The 17,281-nt window shown below is 44.1% G+C and carries 19 protein-coding genes; 9 read left to right on the top strand and 10 right to left on the bottom strand.

Annotated elements, in window-relative coordinates:
- Positions 1 to 73: 73 nt before the first annotated feature.
- The 9 genes from JC525_RS11690 to JC525_RS11650 all read right to left on the bottom strand — a co-directional run bounded on the left by JC525_RS11690 (position 74) and on the right by JC525_RS11650 (position 6,620).
- The gene (locus JC525_RS11690; protein ID WP_198816000.1) at positions 74 to 775 is read right to left on the bottom strand and encodes a VC0807 family protein; all 702 of its coding nucleotides are present in this window, start codon (positions 773 to 775) and stop codon (positions 74 to 76) included.
- Positions 776 to 821: 46 nt separating this feature from the next.
- On the bottom strand, positions 822 to 1,361 hold the full coding sequence (locus JC525_RS11685) for a rhomboid family intramembrane serine protease (protein ID WP_198815999.1): 540 nt from the start codon (positions 1,359 to 1,361) through the stop codon (positions 822 to 824).
- A gap of 21 nt (positions 1,362 to 1,382) precedes the next feature.
- Positions 1,383 to 2,549 carry a glutathionylspermidine synthase family protein gene (locus tag JC525_RS11680; RefSeq protein ID WP_198815998.1) on the bottom strand — a complete coding sequence of 389 codons (1,167 nt, stop codon included), beginning with the start codon at positions 2,547 to 2,549 and terminating at the stop codon, positions 1,383 to 1,385.
- 2 nt (positions 2,550 to 2,551) lie between these two features.
- A complete protein-coding gene (locus tag JC525_RS11675) occupies positions 2,552 to 3,220 on the bottom strand; it encodes a DUF1190 family protein (RefSeq protein WP_198815997.1) in 669 nt (222 codons plus the stop codon).
- Positions 3,221 to 3,230: 10 nt separating this feature from the next.
- A complete protein-coding gene (locus JC525_RS11670; RefSeq protein WP_198815996.1) occupies positions 3,231 to 3,647 on the bottom strand; it encodes a DUF350 domain-containing protein in 417 nt (138 codons plus the stop codon).
- Between the two features lie 16 nt (positions 3,648 to 3,663).
- A complete protein-coding gene (locus JC525_RS11665) occupies positions 3,664 to 4,308 on the bottom strand; it encodes a YjfK family protein (protein ID WP_198815995.1) in 645 nt (214 codons plus the stop codon).
- 12 nt (positions 4,309 to 4,320) lie between these two features.
- Positions 4,321 to 5,376 carry a potassium channel protein gene (locus JC525_RS11660; protein ID WP_198815994.1) on the bottom strand — a complete coding sequence of 352 codons (1,056 nt, stop codon included), beginning with the start codon at positions 5,374 to 5,376 and terminating at the stop codon, positions 4,321 to 4,323.
- Between the two features lie 149 nt (positions 5,377 to 5,525).
- The gene (locus JC525_RS11655; protein WP_198815993.1) at positions 5,526 to 6,206 is read right to left on the bottom strand and encodes a PspA/IM30 family protein; all 681 of its coding nucleotides are present in this window, start codon (positions 6,204 to 6,206) and stop codon (positions 5,526 to 5,528) included.
- 24 nt (positions 6,207 to 6,230) lie between these two features.
- Positions 6,231 to 6,620, bottom strand: a complete 390-nt coding sequence (locus JC525_RS11650; RefSeq protein WP_198815992.1) for a DUF2170 family protein — start codon at positions 6,618 to 6,620, stop codon at positions 6,231 to 6,233.
- 335 nt (positions 6,621 to 6,955) lie between these two features.
- Here JC525_RS11650 and JC525_RS11645 point away from each other — a divergent pair, with 335 nt between their 5' ends.
- The 7 genes from JC525_RS11645 to JC525_RS11615 all read left to right on the top strand — a co-directional run bounded on the left by JC525_RS11645 (position 6,956) and on the right by JC525_RS11615 (position 14,453).
- Positions 6,956 to 7,159 carry a DUF6471 domain-containing protein gene (locus JC525_RS11645; protein ID WP_233095149.1) on the top strand — a complete coding sequence of 68 codons (204 nt, stop codon included), beginning with the start codon at positions 6,956 to 6,958 and terminating at the stop codon, positions 7,157 to 7,159.
- 426 nt (positions 7,160 to 7,585) lie between these two features.
- Positions 7,586 to 8,632 carry a tRNA preQ1(34) S-adenosylmethionine ribosyltransferase-isomerase QueA gene (gene queA / locus JC525_RS11640; protein ID WP_198815991.1) on the top strand — a complete coding sequence of 349 codons (1,047 nt, stop codon included), beginning with the start codon at positions 7,586 to 7,588 and terminating at the stop codon, positions 8,630 to 8,632.
- Between the two features lie 148 nt (positions 8,633 to 8,780).
- Entirely contained in the window at positions 8,781 to 9,893 is a 1,113-nt protein-coding gene (gene tgt, locus JC525_RS11635; protein ID WP_198815990.1) for a tRNA guanosine(34) transglycosylase Tgt, read from the top strand.
- 24 nt (positions 9,894 to 9,917) lie between these two features.
- Positions 9,918 to 10,256, top strand: coding sequence for a preprotein translocase subunit YajC (yajC, locus tag JC525_RS11630; RefSeq protein ID WP_159494471.1), 339 nt, complete (start codon positions 9,918 to 9,920; stop codon positions 10,254 to 10,256).
- A gap of 55 nt (positions 10,257 to 10,311) precedes the next feature.
- On the top strand, positions 10,312 to 12,156 hold the full coding sequence (gene secD / locus JC525_RS11625; protein ID WP_198815989.1) for a protein translocase subunit SecD: 1,845 nt from the start codon (positions 10,312 to 10,314) through the stop codon (positions 12,154 to 12,156).
- Positions 12,157 to 12,166: 10 nt separating this feature from the next.
- Positions 12,167 to 13,108, top strand: coding sequence for a protein translocase subunit SecF (secF, locus tag JC525_RS11620; protein WP_198815988.1), 942 nt, complete (start codon positions 12,167 to 12,169; stop codon positions 13,106 to 13,108).
- Between the two features lie 157 nt (positions 13,109 to 13,265).
- The gene (locus tag JC525_RS11615) at positions 13,266 to 14,453 is read left to right on the top strand and encodes an acyltransferase family protein (RefSeq protein ID WP_198815987.1); all 1,188 of its coding nucleotides are present in this window, start codon (positions 13,266 to 13,268) and stop codon (positions 14,451 to 14,453) included.
- Positions 14,454 to 14,524: 71 nt separating this feature from the next.
- On the opposite strand, the gene suhB is transcribed toward JC525_RS11615, so the two are convergent.
- Positions 14,525 to 15,301 carry an inositol-1-monophosphatase gene (gene suhB / locus JC525_RS11610; protein ID WP_105931756.1) on the bottom strand — a complete coding sequence of 259 codons (777 nt, stop codon included), beginning with the start codon at positions 15,299 to 15,301 and terminating at the stop codon, positions 14,525 to 14,527.
- Between the two features lie 363 nt (positions 15,302 to 15,664).
- Between suhB and trmJ the strand changes: the two genes are divergently transcribed.
- Together trmJ and cysE are read left to right on the top strand one after the other, a co-directional pair.
- Positions 15,665 to 16,450 carry a tRNA (cytosine(32)/uridine(32)-2'-O)-methyltransferase TrmJ gene (gene trmJ, locus JC525_RS11605; RefSeq protein WP_198815986.1) on the top strand — a complete coding sequence of 262 codons (786 nt, stop codon included), beginning with the start codon at positions 15,665 to 15,667 and terminating at the stop codon, positions 16,448 to 16,450.
- A 5-nt stretch (positions 16,451 to 16,455) separates the two neighbouring features.
- Complete coding sequence (gene cysE, locus JC525_RS11600) at positions 16,456 to 17,280, top strand: serine O-acetyltransferase (protein WP_198815985.1); 825 nt, start codon at positions 16,456 to 16,458, stop codon at positions 17,278 to 17,280.
- Position 17,281 lies beyond the last annotated feature (1 nt).

The raw sequence follows: 17,281 nt of genomic DNA, 5'->3' as shown, positions 1-17,281 counted from the left end.
GTATTAGGCTTAAAAGGCGTAGCTGTTTGCGAGAAACAAAAAAGGGGCGGTGAGCCCCTTAGTGGTAAACGCGTTACTGATTTATAAAATTGTCGAGTTCTTCGCCAGTAATCTTTTTAATTTGCGCAAACAAATACCAAAGGGCAGCAATAAGCAAAATCATGCTCGGAATGACAATCACCGGATAGCTAAGCGCGGTCATTCGACCTAGTTCTTCAGTGTAAGCGGTGGTGCCCGGTTCACTAACCAAAATCATTTTAGCCAGAATGTAGTTAAGCGCCGATGAAAGAAAAAAGGAGCTGGCAACGATATAAGAGCTAACCGCTACTTTCTTTTTAAATTCGCTCTGTTTGTTTTTGGCATCTAGTACTCGGTTAAGATGGGGCCAGTTGATAATTTGGTCGTTTAGGATAAGGATCTTAACCAAAGGCTTGTTAGTGTATTGGGTAATGAGCACAGCAATGCCGATAAGACCTGGTATCGCTGCCTCTTTAATCGCAATGTATTCAGCAGGAAGTTTAAGTAAACTGAAGCCGCCAGTGAGCAGCACGCTGATAATACCTAGCACAGAAAAGCCGTTGACCTTTCCAGATTCTTTTAAGTCCCATAGCCCATAGCCAATAGGAAAGCTTAATGCAGCGACAATGCTCCACGCCGGGCCTAAATAATCTTCAGAGCTTGCATAGCTCATCAGTACCACGGGAATAACAATGTTAAACGCGAGGTTGCCGAAAAAGCCTTGGTTTTTTTGAGTCGGTTCTTGTACTGCTGACATATCTTTTAACAACGTCTTATCTTGTAGCCAATTATACGTAAACTAATTAGCGTGCCCAGTGCCATGCGGCGAATAAGCCGCCAATAAAGCCAAACAGATGATATTCAAAGGAAATAAATTTCGATGTGGGAAGTACGCCAACCAGCATTCCGCCGTAAAGTGCAGCAACGACAAGTGAAATAAGCAAATACCGCACTTTATTACTACGAAAGCCAGCTAGTACAAGGAAGCCGAAATAGCCATATACCATACCACTTGCGCCGATATGGGTTGCCGTTCTGCCAAATAGCCACACGCCTAAACCACCTATAATAAGTGCGCTGAACGTAGCGATAATAAAGGTGCGCTTTCCCCATTGCATGGTTAGCCCCATAAATAGTAATAGCGGAACCAAGTTGGCCATTAAATGCGTCGGCGTACCGTGAAGAAAAGGGGCAGTAAAAATATAGGGCAATGTTGATAGCGTGCGCGGCACTACACCAAATTGGTTAAGTGCATTACCGGTAAGCAAGTTGGCAGCTTCTATTACAATTAATAGTGCACCTAGCGTTAGCAGTACGCGAATTTGGAAAGAAAGCGGCTTCATCAAAAGGGCCCCTAAAATAGACTACAGAATAATATGAGGAAGGTAGCGAGAAAGATCTTGAGTAATAGCAGACGCGTCTTCCCTTACCGAAATACCCGCTGGCATGTCATCTACCAACCAACTCCCTAAAAGAGTATGATTACCTTCAAAAACGGGTAAAGGTTCAAATGCTTGAACAATAAAGCCTTCTTCACCATACGGGCCTTCGCTAAGCACGTTTTCAAAGCCACTCTCAATCATAGAAACATTGGCGCCTTCTCTGGAAAAAAGTGGCTTTTTAATCCATTTTCCAGACAGACTCTTTGCGCTGATTTCATCTGAGAAATAAGAGGGGAGGAGATTGGGATGGCCTTCAAACTTTTTCCAGAGCTGAGGCAAAAGCGCCTTATTAGAAATCACTGATTTCCACGGCGGCTCTATCCAATTAACCTGGGCATCTTCTAATACGTCGCCAAATTCTTCGCGCAGCATAAATTCCCAAGGATAAAGCTTAAAGCAATCTGTGATGGGGGCATCCTGAAGGTCAGTGAAAACGCCAGTGTCCGCCAAGCCGATATCTTCAATGAAAGTAAAGTCGGTGCTTAGACCGGCCTCCTTTGCGCAATCTTGAAGGTACTGCACGGTTCCGCGATCTTCTACGGTATCTTTGCAGCACGCCATGTGCATCTGATTGATATTATAATGAAGGGCTATTTCTCGGAAGCGGTGCACCAGCTTTTCTTGCAAGCTGTTAAATTGGTCGGCGTGCAAGGGCAGCTTTCCCCTATCCACGTTTTGCGATAGCCACAGCCACTGCCAAAAGCCCGACTCATACAAGCTGGTGGGCGTATCTGCGTTGTTCTCTAATAATTTTGCTGGTCCCTTGCCGCTGTAAACAAGATCAAGACGTGAATATAAGCTTGGGTCTCGCTCACGCCAGCTATTACGTACTAAGTCCCAATGCTGTTCAGGGATGCGAAAGCGCGTGAGTAATTCCTCACTATTTACCACATCCTCAGTCACTGCTAGACACATCTGATGTAGCTCGGCAGTGGGGTCTTCGATGTCATTTTCGATTTGCGCTAGCGTAAATTGGTAGTAGGCGCTCTCATCCCAGTAGGGTTCGCCATACATGGTATGAAAATGAAAACCGAACTCATTGGCCAGTTGCTGCCAGCCTTTGCGAGGCTGGCATGGCATTCTAAACATACTTATCCGCCCCAGCCGCCTTTACGGCTGCTGCTGCCCCAAGACGATTTAGCACGCACACTGCTACCAAACCCGCCTCGTTTCATCGTGCGGTTCACTGTGGGCTTAGGCTTGTAAACGTCCTTATTTACACGGTAATTTCTTTTTCGAATATCACCGTCGAAGACATAGCCGTCTGCAGTTATCCAGCGTGAACGAAACGGTGAGTTGTACGAATACGACGTGTACAAAGGTTGAGAGTAATAACGACTTGGTGAAAGCAAAGAGCTCACCATATAGCCCGCCATAAATGGCATAAAGAAGCTACCACCACCATTATTCACTTGCTGACACTGATTAGGACCAAATTCGTGTTCGCAGTCATATTCAGAACTAAAGCGCGGGCTGGTGCGCATGGCCTCGTCTACCGCCGTTTGGTAAGCAGCTTCACAACGCTCTACGGCGCCAGGGTAGTCCTGTTTGCAGTCTTCTAGTGAAGTGTAAATAGTGGCATCTTCTTTTTCCCCACCACAACCGCTTAACATAACGCTAGCGACACCCAACGCCAAGGGCTTAATACTAAAGCCTTTTCGCATGCGGCTAAGGTCAATGTGCTTGGTACGCTTTAGTACGGGCTTTTCACCTTGCATATTTTCATGAAGGTTAAGCGGAGTATTTTGTTTATCAGTCATCGCTGCCCCCTTAATAGGTCATGCAAGCGGCATTTAATAAGCCAACGGCAATTGACATGCTGGCAAGCATCACACCTGCCGAAACTTCATTGTTGTTGATGCGCTCTGCGATTTTTGGCATGAAGCTAAAGCGTAAGATGGCGAAGGCGAGAGACTGTGCAACAACAGCGACCAGCGCCCAAATACCAAAATCCACCACGGCAACAGAGTTTGAAGCAGCACTACCTAATGCAATGGCAAAACCAATAATCGCACCGCCGAAACCAATAGCGGCAGCGACGTTCTTATCTTCTTTAACCAGCTTCCATTCATCATGCGGGGTAACTAGCGCATACACGAGTTTAAAGATAAACAGAAAGACAATCGACAAGCCGAAGTAAAGCGCAAAGTTATCTAAGCCTGCCAAAGATTGCATGATTGTATCCATAACTATTCCTTTTTAATTAACCGTTTATCGTGATATCGGCAGGCTCTATATCAAAGCCTGTAGAGACCACCAAACATCTGTCTAAATTATTACCCACTTGTTTTTCTTCACCTACAACAAGCAATGTTTCTACTCTATTATTTGCGATAGGACGCTCGTAAAGCATCATAAATTGATCGGTTTTACTTACATCCCCATCTTCTTCATAAGTAGTTTCTGTTACCGCTACCGGCGGCGATTCGTCACCTACTGCGCCCCAAACCCGGGTAAACACCTTGCCATCTAGCTCATAGGTAGGCTGGCTAATCACGTTTTTCAAGCAGTCATTCCACTGGGCAGTATTGCCAATGGTTTTTGTTTCGTAAAAGTGCCAGAGCTTAACATCAGTAACATGGTTTTCTGATAAACCGCCATCGGTAACGACCTGTAAGAAGCCGTCGTCATCGGTATAAAATCGAAGTAGGGTACCGCCAGTATCTAGCGGTGCTTCGCCAACCGCTTGAATAAGCTGGGAGCGTGCAGCGCCTTCTATGGTTAATTCAGGCTCTAAAAGGGAGAGCTTTAAATTATCCAATTCGAAGGAACCACCAAGATAAAGCCCCATGATTTCAGGCGATTTAGGCTTTTTGGGTTCCGCTTTCTTAAATAACTTACTAAACATATTTACGGCCTCTTAGTCAGCGTCAAGAGACGACCAGTTAATTGCATTAATTCGGCGCTCGGCAATATAAAATAACGTGTCGCCCGGATTCAACGTAGCATCTAATGACGGGTTTACTACCATTTCTTTTACCAAACCATTGGGCGCATAGCCGATAAATATAGCGTCGTGCTTACGTTTCAAGTTAACAAACAATTTGGCTACGGAAATCGCTGAACAACTTTCTGGAATTTTGACAGAAAATTGCGCTTGCCCCTCATCAATACTCAATAAGTCGTGATGGAGCATGCTTGAGCCTGGGTCAAAGGCTGCTTTAACCAGCATTTCAATAGCAACACTGGGTGTACACTCCACTTTCGGACAGTGGTCTTGCAGAAGGCCGACCAAGCTATCATCGTTAAAATAAGCCACTTGATGCGCATCAGGGTTACGTTTAGTACAGTAAAGCGCGGTTGTCATGGTTACATCATCTTGAGGATTATCAATGAGAATGGTTCGGGCAGTGCCAACACAGGCGCGGTCCATGTCCTCGTCTTTATTGAATGAGTCGACTTTCACGAATTCAATAACACCTGGCATTGGGTTAGTAATATCGGCTTTTACACACAACACAATGTCTGGGCGCTCAGCCATGGCGTCACGCTCCTTAAGGATCAAATCGAGAAGCAACATGGTACGCTGCTCATTCCATCCAATTACCAAGATATGGTTATTCAGCATTAAGCTATTCATACCCAACAATCCTTTCTTCCACGTTAATGAAACCCAAGCTGCAATTCGACCAATAACCATGGCGAAGATACTTAAACCAAGCGGTATGACGTAAAGCGCTACAATTAATTTTCCGGCTGGTGTGACAGGGGACAAGTCGCCATAGCCTACCGTTGAGGCGGTTACCGCTAGCCAGTAGACAAAGTCGGTATTGGCAATGAGATCTTTTTCGTTAGCAGCGTACAGCAGCCAGTAACTTGTTACTGCGTAAAAAGCAGTGGCACCAACTATGGTGTACCAACGTGATTCTGCAAAATATTGCAGCATGATTTTTCGCAGTTTTATCCATGGAGACATAAAAGAAACAGCCCTTGTTATGCGTGCCCTTACTCTGCCTTGAAGTGCTTGATTTGTCTAGGTTAGGTTATCACCAAAAGGTGAGTTTAACTGTATGATTTTGTAACAAGAATTAAAAATGGGAGCGTTAAAGCTCCCATTTCACATACTTACTTACCAAGAATTCGCGCTAGCTCGTCATCGGCTGAGGTTTTACTGCCTTTAATACCTGCTTCGGCTAAGCGCTTTTCAAGATCGCTGCTCGACTCTTCGCTAGCAAGCTCTTCCGCTGCTTGTAGTTCAGCATTGCGCATCTTTTGCTTATCCTGAATACGAGACAATGACTCTGTCGCCGTTTTCATTTTGCTATTCGCGCCCATGTGGCGTGAAGACACAGCAACTTGTGCTTTCTGAACGCTTTCAGTGGCCTTTACCATATCAACCTGTTGTTCAAGTCGACGCAAATTAGCTTTAGCCTGCTGAATATTATGCGCAAGTTGTTTTTCTGACTGCTTAAATTGATCAAGATATGCTTGCTCTTGCTCACGCTCTTCTTTCAGTTCAGCCACTTTCTGCGCGCAGTCAAGGGCAAGTTGACGGTCGCTATCAATCGCCTTGCGAGCATGCGCTTCATATTCGGCGATGGACGAATTAAAGCTATCGACTTTCTGTTGAGAAAGCTTACACTTCGCCAAAATTTGCGTACGCGCATGGTCGGACTTGCGCAACTCTTCTTTGGCCTCTCTGATTTCTTGTTCCAGAATTCGAATAGCCTGACTGTCTGCAACAGACTGAGCAGCTTCGGTAGCACCACCTTTTACTGCAGTAATTAGTTTTTTCCACACTGACATTCGCTTCTCCTTAAGAAGTAAATTTTAGTTAAGGTGTGTTTCGTAGGCATCTAAGAAAGATGCAACATTCTGAAACAGGGTTTCGACTTCAATAACAATACTTTCGGCTTTTGACTGGGCACTTAGTGCACCAAAGGCTGTGTAGTATTCTTCACCACCAATGTTTGAAATGCCTACTGTGGTAAGAGGAAACACCATATGGGTAGACAAAATTTCATGGTCTAACGCGGCTTTGTCTTTTACATCAGAAGCAGCAAACAAGAGGCTTTCCACTAATATCTGCTCTCCGCTAATCGCAAGCCATGCATCAATGCCGTCTTGATTAGCAATAAGCAGGCAGTTCTCCTCACGTGTTACCACAAAGTCATCGTGCTCTTTTAATAAGCTCTCGATGCTCTCCAGTTCCCAGCTCATACCTTTCTCCTTTAATTATTGAAGCGATAATGTTGAAAATGAATGTCGTGTGTGGGGCGCTAACCTTATTGTGTTTCTCTACCTTATAAAGAAAGCAATCAAAGGTGGCGGCACCCGCTGTACTGTACCGACTATTTCCACTTTCGCCAATATCTTGACTTGCAGTGTAGACGCATTGTGCCATAATCGTCAATATTAAATACGTGCTTTAAGTGTAAAAAAGTGTGTTTTTGTAAATTATATATCACAAATGTGTGGTTTTGGAGGTCGTCTTGACGACGATAAAAGCTAAAAATGCGTGGCGACAAACCGTGGCTAGAGTAGTGAAGTCTGAAATGTCGGTTCGGGGCGTAAAGTACCAAGCGTTAAGCCAAAGGCTTGAGGAAATTGGGGTTGAGCAAAGCGCAGATAATCTTAGAAACAAGGTTAACAAAGGGATAATGGGCGCGGATTTACTGTTACAAATCTTATATGTATTGAAAGCACGTCCACTAGATGCTGCACTTTTAGAAGAAATCTTAACTGATCTTGAACGCTAAAACGCGTAAAATAAGGGGATATCGTTGGGCAGTAGAGATTTTGTTGACACAGAGCCAGGTTTATAACCAGATTTAAATTGTGAAAGCGTGGATGATATATCGGCATTGCAGATAAAAAAATACCCAGCAAATGCCGGGTACAAATAATAAGGAATGTTATTGGGAGAACATCATCACTATCTACGCTCATCTTAAGCGTTTAAGAAAAATGATGCTATCAAAGAATGATGGTCGAGCGTATCTCTTTCGATGCTTAGTTATTTGAAATTATACGAACCTGTGTAGCTATCTGAAAAGTATGAGCTTTAAGATTTGTACTGCTTTCTTTTCTGTAAGCTTTAGCCAATTCTTTAGCCTTTAGTATAAACTTAACGATACTTAAAATTGCACCTTGGCTTAACATTAACACCTAATATTGTTGTAACTATGAAACTATCAGATTTTAGCTTTGAGCTACCCGAAAAACTTATCGCCAAATATCCCACTCAACAGCGTACAGCTAGTCGCTTATTACACCTAAACGGTAAAAGCGGCAGTGTAGAACACACCATGTTCGCTGATATGCTAAAATTTGTAGACCCTGGTGATTTGCTAGTTTTTAACAACACACGGGTGATCCCAGCGCGCCTGCTGGGTAAGAAAGAAACGGGTGGCCAAGTAGAAGTACTTATAGAGCGTATTACGTCTGACAATACTGCACTTGCACATGTGCGAGCTAGTAAAGCGCCGAAACCGGGTACGACGCTTATTCTTGAAGAAAAGGTGAATGTAACGGTTACTGGTAGAGACGATGCGTTATTTGTTCTGCAATTTGAGCACGATGAAACCGTGCTGTCGCTGTTAGAAGCTCACGGCCATATGCCACTTCCTCCTTATATCGATCGCCCCGATGAAAACTCAGACAAAGAGCGTTATCAAACGGTTTATAATGAGAAGCCTGGTGCAGTAGCAGCTCCGACAGCTGGGCTCCATTTTGATGAGGCTATTCTAGGTGCGTTAAAAGCGAAAGGCGTGAATTTGGCGTTTGTGACTTTGCATGTTGGTGCAGGGACGTTTCAGCCAGTTCGTGTTGACAACATCCAAGAGCATAAAATGCATGCAGAGTTTGCCGAAGTTCCGCAAGAAGTAGTAGACGCAGTGCTTGAAACAAAAGCTAACGGCAAACGAGTCATTGCGGTAGGCACTACGTCAGTGCGTTCCCTAGAATCAGCCGCTAAGGCGAGTGCTGATAGCGGAAATAAAGAAATTATTGCGCCGTTTAATGAGGATACGGAGATCTTCATCTATCCAGGTTTTGAGTTTAAAGTTGTGGACGCCATGTTCACAAACTTCCACTTGCCAGAGTCCACGCTAATGATGCTAATTAGCGCGTTTGCAGGTAAAAATAATGTAATGAATGCCTATCAAGAAGCCATTGAAAAAGAGTATCGATTCTTCAGTTATGGTGATTCAATGTTTATTGAGCGCGCCTAGAAAATGCAGGCGTTTATTTGCCTCGTACTCGTTTAGTTACAGATAAACATAGATACGGGGCATGATCTCAGCAAAATTACTGGTATAATCGCCGCCAATTTATTTTTATACCCAGCGCAAACGCGCATTAAATTGGGAATGCTTGCACATGCAATTTGAGTTGTTAAAAACCGACGGCCGAGCCAGACGCGGTCGTTTGGTGTTTGAACGCGGTGTTGTTGAAACCCCAGCGTTCATGCCCGTAGGCACTTACGGTACGGTTAAGGGGATGACCCCAGAAGAATTAAAAGACAGCGGTGCACACATCTGTCTTGGAAATACATTTCACCTTATGCTTCGTCCTGGCACTGGCATTATTCGTCAGCACGGTGACCTGCACGATTTTATGAATTGGGATAAGCCCATTCTTACTGATTCGGGCGGCTTTCAGGTGTTTAGCTTGGGCGACTTGCGCAAAATTACCGAGGAGGGTGTAACATTCCGCTCTCCTATAAATGGCGAAAAGATCCTGCTTACACCTGAAAAGTCGATGGAAGTTCAGCGTGACTTAGGTTCTGACATTGTTATGATTTTTGACGAATGCACGCCATATCCTGCGACTGAGCAAGAAGCGCGTATTTCGATGGAAATGTCGCTTCGCTGGGCTAAACGAAGTAAAGAAGCACACGGCGACAACCCAGCGGCTTTATTTGGAATCATTCAGGGTGGTATGTACGAAGGGCTGCGCGATGTGTCGCTTGCTGGTCTTGAAGCTATTGGTTTTGACGGTTACGCCATTGGCGGTCTTTCAGTAGGCGAACCAAAAGAAGATATGATCCGCATTATTGACCACACTGCACCAAAAATTCCTGAAGACAAGCCGCGCTACCTAATGGGCGTAGGTAAGCCTGAAGATTTGGTTGAGTCTGTGCGTCGCGGTATCGATATGTTCGACTGTGTAATGCCAACGCGTAACGCCCGTAACGGTCACCTGTTTGTGACTGAAGGCGTAGTGAAGATTCGCAATGCGAAACACAGAAACGACACGTCACCATTAGATGAGAATTGTGATTGCTACACTTGTAAAAATTATTCTCGCTCATATCTACATCACTTGGACAAATGTAACGAAATCTTGGGTGCGCGCCTAAACACCATTCATAACCTTCGTTACTATCAGCGTGTAATGCAGGGTCTTCGCGATGCGATTGACGCTGGTACGCTAGATGAATTTGTACAAGAATTTTATGAACAAAAAGGGTTGCCGGTTCCGGCACTATAACAACGATAATACTTGGGGAATTTTATGAGCCTATTTATTTCAAACGCTTACGCGCAATCAGCTGGCGGTGCTCAGCAAGGTGGTGGCATGGAAATGATCATTATGCTGGCCGTATTTGGTCTTATTTTTTACTTCCTGCTTTACCGTCCACAGGCAAAGCGCGTAAAAGAGCATAAGAACTTGGTTTCTTCACTAAGCAAAGGTGATGAAGTGCTAACCCAAGGTGGTTTGGTAGGAAAAATCACAAAAGTGTCAGAAGAAAAAGACTTCATTGAAGTGGCACTAAATGAATCAAACAACATCGTTGTTCAGAAGTCTTCAGTAACTGCTGTGCTGCCAAAAGGCACAATGAAGTCACTGTAAGTAACAACCGCCGGGGCCGGGATGCTTCCCGGTTTTGGCACGAAAGGATTATCCAGTGCTAAACAAAAACTCCATTTGGAAGGTACTGAGTGTACTCATTGTTGTTGCAATGTGTGCACTCTATGCACTTCCTAACATTTACGGCGAAGATCACGCCGTACAAATCTCAGCTGGCCGTGATGCTGTGGTGACAAACGCCACCGTTGAGCAAGTAAAAGCAGCCCTTGCCGAAAAGAATATCTCACCTAAACGTGTTGAGTTTGAAAACGAGCAAATTTTAGTTCGTGTTTCTGATTCAGATACGCAGCTTGTTACTCGCGAAACCCTTGAAAAAGTGCTCGGTGATGATTACTACGTTGCTATGAACCTGGCGCCAGACACGCCAGAGTGGCTTGAAGGGCTAGGTGGTACGCCAATGAAGCTTGGCCTTGACCTTCGAGGTGGCGTTCACTTCTTAATGGAAGTGGATATGTCAGAAGTAATCACTAAGTCGTTGGAAGACGCAGAGAATGGTTTTCGCACATCTTTGCGTGAAGAAGGTATTCGCTATCGTGGCGTAAAGCAGGTTGATGACCATATCGACATTACTTTCCGGGATGAAGAAACCCTTGATAAGGCTGAATTCTTCCTACGCAATCAAAGCCGTGATCTTACCTTCAATCAAATCGACGACCTAACCCTTCGCGCTATTTTCGCTGAAAGTAAGCTTCAGGAAATTCGTGACAACGCGGTTAAGCAAAACATCACCATTATTCGTAATCGTGTGAACCAGCTTGGTGTGGCAGAGCCGCTTGTTCAAAAACAAGGTGCAGAGCGCATTGTGGTTCAGCTACCAGGTATTCAAGATACCGCTCGTGCAAAAGAAATTCTAAACGCAACGGCGACACTAGAATTTCGCATGGTTGACCAGAAGAACGATATTCGCGACGCATTGAATGGCCGTGTACCACCTGGTTCTCAAGTTATCGAAGACCAACAAGGCATTCCTCAGCTACTTGAAAAGCGCATTATGCTTACTGGTAGCCATATTATTGATGCAAACAGTGGGGTAGATGAGTACGGTCTTCCAAACGTCAATATTTCACTGGACTCTGAGGGCGGTAACAAGATGTCTCGCTTGACCCGAGGCAATATTGGTAAGCCAATGGCTACTGTATTTATTGAATACAAATCCACGGGTGAGAGAAATAAAGACGGCAAGTTAATCTTTGAGAAAGAAGAACAGGTTATCTCTGTTGCCACCATTCGTGCACAGCTAGGCAGTAAGTTTCAAATTACTGGGCTTGATTCTCCAAAAGAAGCTCGTGATTTAGCGTTGCTACTTCGCGCGGGTGCACTTATTGCGCCAATTCAAATTGTTGAAGAACGCACCGTAGGCCCAAGCTTGGGTAAAGAAAACATTGAGCTAGGTATGCAGGCTATTGTATATGGTTTAGCGGCAGTGCTTGTTTTTATGTTGATTTACTACAAAGCATTTGGCGTTGTGGCGAACATTGCCCTTATTACCAACTTGGTAATGATTGTTGGCATTATGTCGATGATCCCGGGCGCAACGTTAACGCTTCCAGGTATGGCGGGTATTGTTCTAACCGTTGGTATGGCGGTAGATGCGAACGTGCTTATTTTTGAACGTATCCGCGAAGAGCTTCGCGATGGGCGTAGTCCACAGCAAGCTATTCATCACGGCTATGACAGTGCATTCTCAACCATATTGGATGCGAATATCACTACTTTCATTGCTGGTCTAATACTGTTCGCAGTAGGTACCGGCCCAATTAAAGGCTTCTCTATTACGCTAATGATTGGTATCGCAACTTCAATGTTTACCGCTATTTTGGTTACTCGCGTTATTGTTAACGCAGTATGGGGCGGCAAACGTGTAGAGAAATTAGCGATTTAAGGAGCGTAAAATGCAATTATTAAAATTATCCGAAACCGTTAATTTCATGCGCCTTCGCTTTCCTGCGATGGTGTTATCGACAATTCTCATTATTGGCTCTTTTGTTTCTCTTGGGGTGAATAGCCTTAATTGGGGCTTAGACTTTACTGGCGGTACGTTAATTGAGGTGGGCTACGAAGATTCAGCCAATTTAGAGGCTATTCGCGTTCAACTAAACGAGGCTAATTTTGAAGATGCCATTGTGCAAAACTTCGGAAGCAGCCAAGACGTACTTATTCGTATTTCACCGAGAGATGGTGTCAAAGCAGTGACTATTGGCGAGCAGGTGCTAGAGGCACTGCGTGCTGACGGTACGGCTGTCGATATGCGACGTATTGAGTTTGTCGGTCCTAACGTCGGTGAAGAACTGACAGAACAGGGCGGCCTAGCAATGCTGGTTGCGCTGTTATGTATTTTAGTTTATGTCGCGATGCGCTTTGAGTGGCGTTTTGCGTTAGGGTCTGTTTCGGCGCTAGCGCACGACGTTATTCTTACGTTAGGCTTGTTTTCGGTACTGCAAATTGAATTTGACCTTACGGTACTGGCTGCGGTGCTTGCGGTGATTGGTTATTCACTTAACGATACCATTGTTGTGTGTGACCGTATTCGTGAGAACTTCCGCAAAATTCGTAAAGGTGAACCTGTTGAGATTATCAACATCTCGCTAACGCAGACCCTAAACCGTACTATCATCACCTCATTAACGACAGTGTTAGTTTTGGTTGCGCTATTTTACAAAGGTGGAGCACTTATTCATGGGTTCGCCACTGCATTATTATTTGGTGTAGTGGTAGGTACTTACTCATCGGTGTACATAGCAAGTTCAGTGGCCCTTGCATTAGGTATCAGTAAAGAAGACCTAATGCCACCGCAAGTGGATAAAGAAGGCGCAGATTTAGACCCTATGCCTTAAGATGTGGGGCAAATAGCATTTAAATTCAAAAACCGCATCCAGTGATGCGGTTTTTTTTGCAAACAAAAAAGTATTAATATACAAACTTATTTTACTAGCGCCTTACTGTAACTGCAGATTTCATGGATGAGGTTCTGAAATCGAAGGAATATAAGACATGGAAAATTTGCAAGGTTTTTTGATAACTATATTGTCTCTTTTTACCTGTATGGTGCTTGGGTTTACTTTAAGCAAAACGAAAAAATTTTCCTACCTTTCAAGTAGAAACAATCGATTTGGAGCTATCGATGGTATACGAGGATACCTTGCATTATCTGTTTTTTTTCACCATTACGTGATTACCTATTATTGGAAGTTAAATCAAGTTTGGCAGCGTCCACCTGAAAATTTTTTTCAAAACTTGGGAAAAGTAGGAGTGGCGATATTTTTTATGATCACAGGGTTCTTGTTCTTCTCTCGTATAATAAATAAAGATCGGGCTGTAAATTGGTTCTCTCTTTATAAGTCGAGAATATTCAGGATATATCCGTTATATCTGTTTTCACTTTGCGCGATATCGTTTTTCGTATTTTCAGCTTCAAGCTTTGAAGTCAGCGTGTCAGCTAAACACTTATTTAAAGAATATGTTAAATGGATGTTTTTTATTGGTGGAACTATAAATGACGTTTCAGATACAAAGACTATAATCGCTGGTGTTGATTGGACATTAAAGTATGAATGGTTGTTTTACTTGATGCTGCCAATTATATTTTGTTTGAATCGTTTTGTAGGGAAGTTAGGACTTATTTTTCTCGGGTTGGTAGCGGTTTATACTTACATATATCCAATTCGTGTTGGATACTTTTCATCTGAATATTTAATATACTTTGCTATCGGTGCGGCTGCTTACCCGCTTTCTGCGTATATTAATGCTTACTTAAATTACGACCATTTATTGGTTTCAACCCTAAGCCTTTTCTTAGTAGCCATTCTATTAATTTATCCTCATACGCTGGATTCGTTTCATGTAATTATGATGGCGGCTCTGTTCATATTAGTGGCCTCCGGTAACAGCATTTTTGGGATACTATCTGCAAGGGCTTCTGTGCTTCTCGGTGAAATAAGCTACAGCATCTATTTATTACATGGGGTAGTGTTGTACTTTATTTTCACTTATTGGTCACCAACAAAAATATCCAATTTAACATTAAGTGAGTACGCTCTATTCCTTCCGATAGTGTCTTTTGTTGTAGTGGTAATATCTGCAATAACATTCTTGCTTATTGAAAGGCCTGCTATTAAGGCTGGAAAAAATTTCACATTAAAAAGTATAAAAGGTAGGTTCTTACCAAGAAAAGTTTCATAGAGCTTTGTGAAAGGAAAGGCGCCAGCTGAAATTAAAATAGCGCCTTTACTATTTTTCTGCTCGATAGCAGATTACTTAAGGTGTTTAACCAAGCCTTGAACTACTTTTGCACTGCCAGCAACAATTTCGCCTTTATGTAGCGGGTCATTGTTACCCTTAAAGTCGGTTACCAAACCGCCCGCTTCACGAACAATCAGTTCACCTGCTGCGATATCCCAAGATTTGATCCCGCGCTCCCAGTAACCGTCATGACGACCAGCAGCTACATAAGCAAGGTCTAGCGCTGCGCTACCTGCGCGGCGAATATCGCCTACTTCATGGAAAATTTTGTTTAGGCTAAGTGCGTATTCACCGAATGCAGACTTGTTTTTGAACGGAAGACCAGTAGCAATGATGGTTTCTGAAAGATCACGAGGCTTAGAAGCGCGAATACGGTAACCATTAAGCTGTGCACCTTGTCCACGGCTAGCGGTAAACAATTCGCTGCGGATAGGATCGAATACAACCGCTTGATCTAAACGGCCTTTGTGAAGAAGTGCAATTGAAACGGCAAAATGAGGAATGCCTTTCACGAAATTGGTGGTGCCATCTAATGGATCGATAATCCACTGATAATCTGTCTCTTTACCATGAACCTCACCAGACTCTTCACCTAGGAAGCAGTGCTCTGGGTATGACTGCTGAATTTTATAGATAATCGCTTGTTCTGCTTCTTTATCAACTTGTGTCACGAAGTCGTTTAAGCCTTTCGACTCTGTTGCTACTTCGTTATGTTTTTCAAAACCGCGAACAATAACTGTTCCAGCCGCACGCGCAGCGCGCACCGCAATATTCAGCATAGGATGCATAGATAAACCACCAATTGTAAAAGACCAATGAAACAATCCAGCTGTATAAAAAATAGCTAGTTGTTTTCGAAAACGGGCGGAGTCTACCAGAATCAGTGAGCGATGCAAATGAAATCCCATAACAGAGCGTGCTAATCAAAGAAGTAAAGACTGGATTAGATGACGAATACAGAAAAACAAGAAGCGGCTGACTTACACAACTTTTAAAAGGACTAGCATATGCATCCAATTCGTTAGTCTGGAGACAGCTCCGAATAGCCATCTATACTGCCGCTGTGATAAACTTGCCCTAATTGAAGTTCATTAGATGATGCTTAACATATCAGTATCATCCTTTTTTGAAAGTACGTAGGTATCGCAGGCATGCTCGAACATATTCGCATCATTTTGGTTAACACCTCTCACACTGGGAACATTGGCTCGACGGCGCGCGCCATGAAGACCATGGGGCTCAGTAGCCTTTATCTTGTTGACCCAGTGAACGAACCTGATGGCCAAGCAAGTGCTTTAGCGGCTGGCGCTGGGGATGTACTAGCAAATGCCAAAATTGTTAGCACATTGGAAGAAGCGGTAAAAGACTGTGGTTTAGTTGTAGGCACATCAGCCCGTTCTCGAACGCATTCTTGGCCTATGCTTGGCCCTCGTGACTGCGGTGAAAAGCTAGTTCAAGAAGTGGAAAAGTACCCAGTTGCATTGGTGTTTGGTCGCGAAAACAGTGGCTTAACGAACGAAGAATTGCAGCAGTGCCATTTCCATATGTGTATTCCGGCTAACCCTGAATATAGCTCTCTGAACCTGGCAGCTGCTGTTCAAACCCTGTGTTACGAAATTCGCATGGCCTTCCTAAATCGTGAAAGCTACCCAAGCGTAGAGGAAACGTACCCATTAAACGAAGATTTAGAGCGTTTTTACGCGCACCTTGAAACTACACTAGAGGGGACATCGTTCATTCGCAAAAGCCATCCTGGCGTTGTGATGACTAAGCTTCGTCGTTTGTTCAATCGAGCACGCCCAGAGTCGCAAGAGTTGAATATCTTGCGCGGTATTTTGGCGTCTATCGACAAATCTGTTAAGTCAGCAAGTGTAAGTCAAAGTGACTCAACTGAAGCGCCGGTTATCGAAAACACGTCGAAAGAAGAGCAAGAGTAAGCATTATGTTTGCCCGTATTAAAGATGACATCAAAGGTGTTTTTCATCGTGACCCCGCGGCTAGAAACACCTTTGAGGTGTTAACTAATTATCCTGGCCTGCACGCAGTGTGGCTGCATCGCGTAAGTCACAAACTCTGGAAGGCGGAATGGAAATGGTTGGCGCGCACCTTATCAACCTTTAGCCGCTGGCTGACGGGCATAGAAATTCACCCTGGAGCAACCTTAGGTCGCAGAGTATTCATCGACCATGGTATGGGTGTGGTCATTGGTGAAACAGCCGAAATAGGCGATGACGTAACCCTTTATCATGGCGTCACGCTTGGTGGTACTAGCTGGAAGGCAGGTAAACGTCACCCTACACTTAAAAATGGGGCGGTAATTGGCGCAGGTGCCAAAGTACTAGGGCCAATCGTTATTGGCGAAAATGCCAAAGTAGGGTCTAACTCCGTTGTGGTAAAAGATATTCCCGATGGCGCAACCGCAGTGGGGATCCCGGGGCGCATCATTATTTCCAAACAAAAAGACTCAAATGCAACGGTAAACCCCCAGCGTGACAAAATTGCCCAAAAATACGGTTTTGATGCCTACGCGGTTGCGCTTGATAACCCTGATCCTGTGGCGAATGCCATGGGTATCATGCTGGAACATATGCACCAAATGGACACAAAAGTGGAAGAGATGTGCAAGGTTATTCAGTCACTAGGTGGTGAAGTGTGTACAGACAACTTACATAATATCAGCGCTGAGGATTTTGCTGACACAGGTTTCGATTTGAAAGAAACCCAAGAGCGAGAGAAGGCACATTCTTCGTTCGACCCGGCAATTTAAA

Origin of the sequence: Alteromonas sp. IB21, assembly GCF_016405965.1 — a bacterium.
Lineage (GTDB): Bacteria > Pseudomonadota > Gammaproteobacteria > Enterobacterales > Alteromonadaceae > Alteromonas.
Note: the sequence above shows the minus strand (reverse complement) of the source record. Positions and strands in the feature narration are given on the sequence as shown.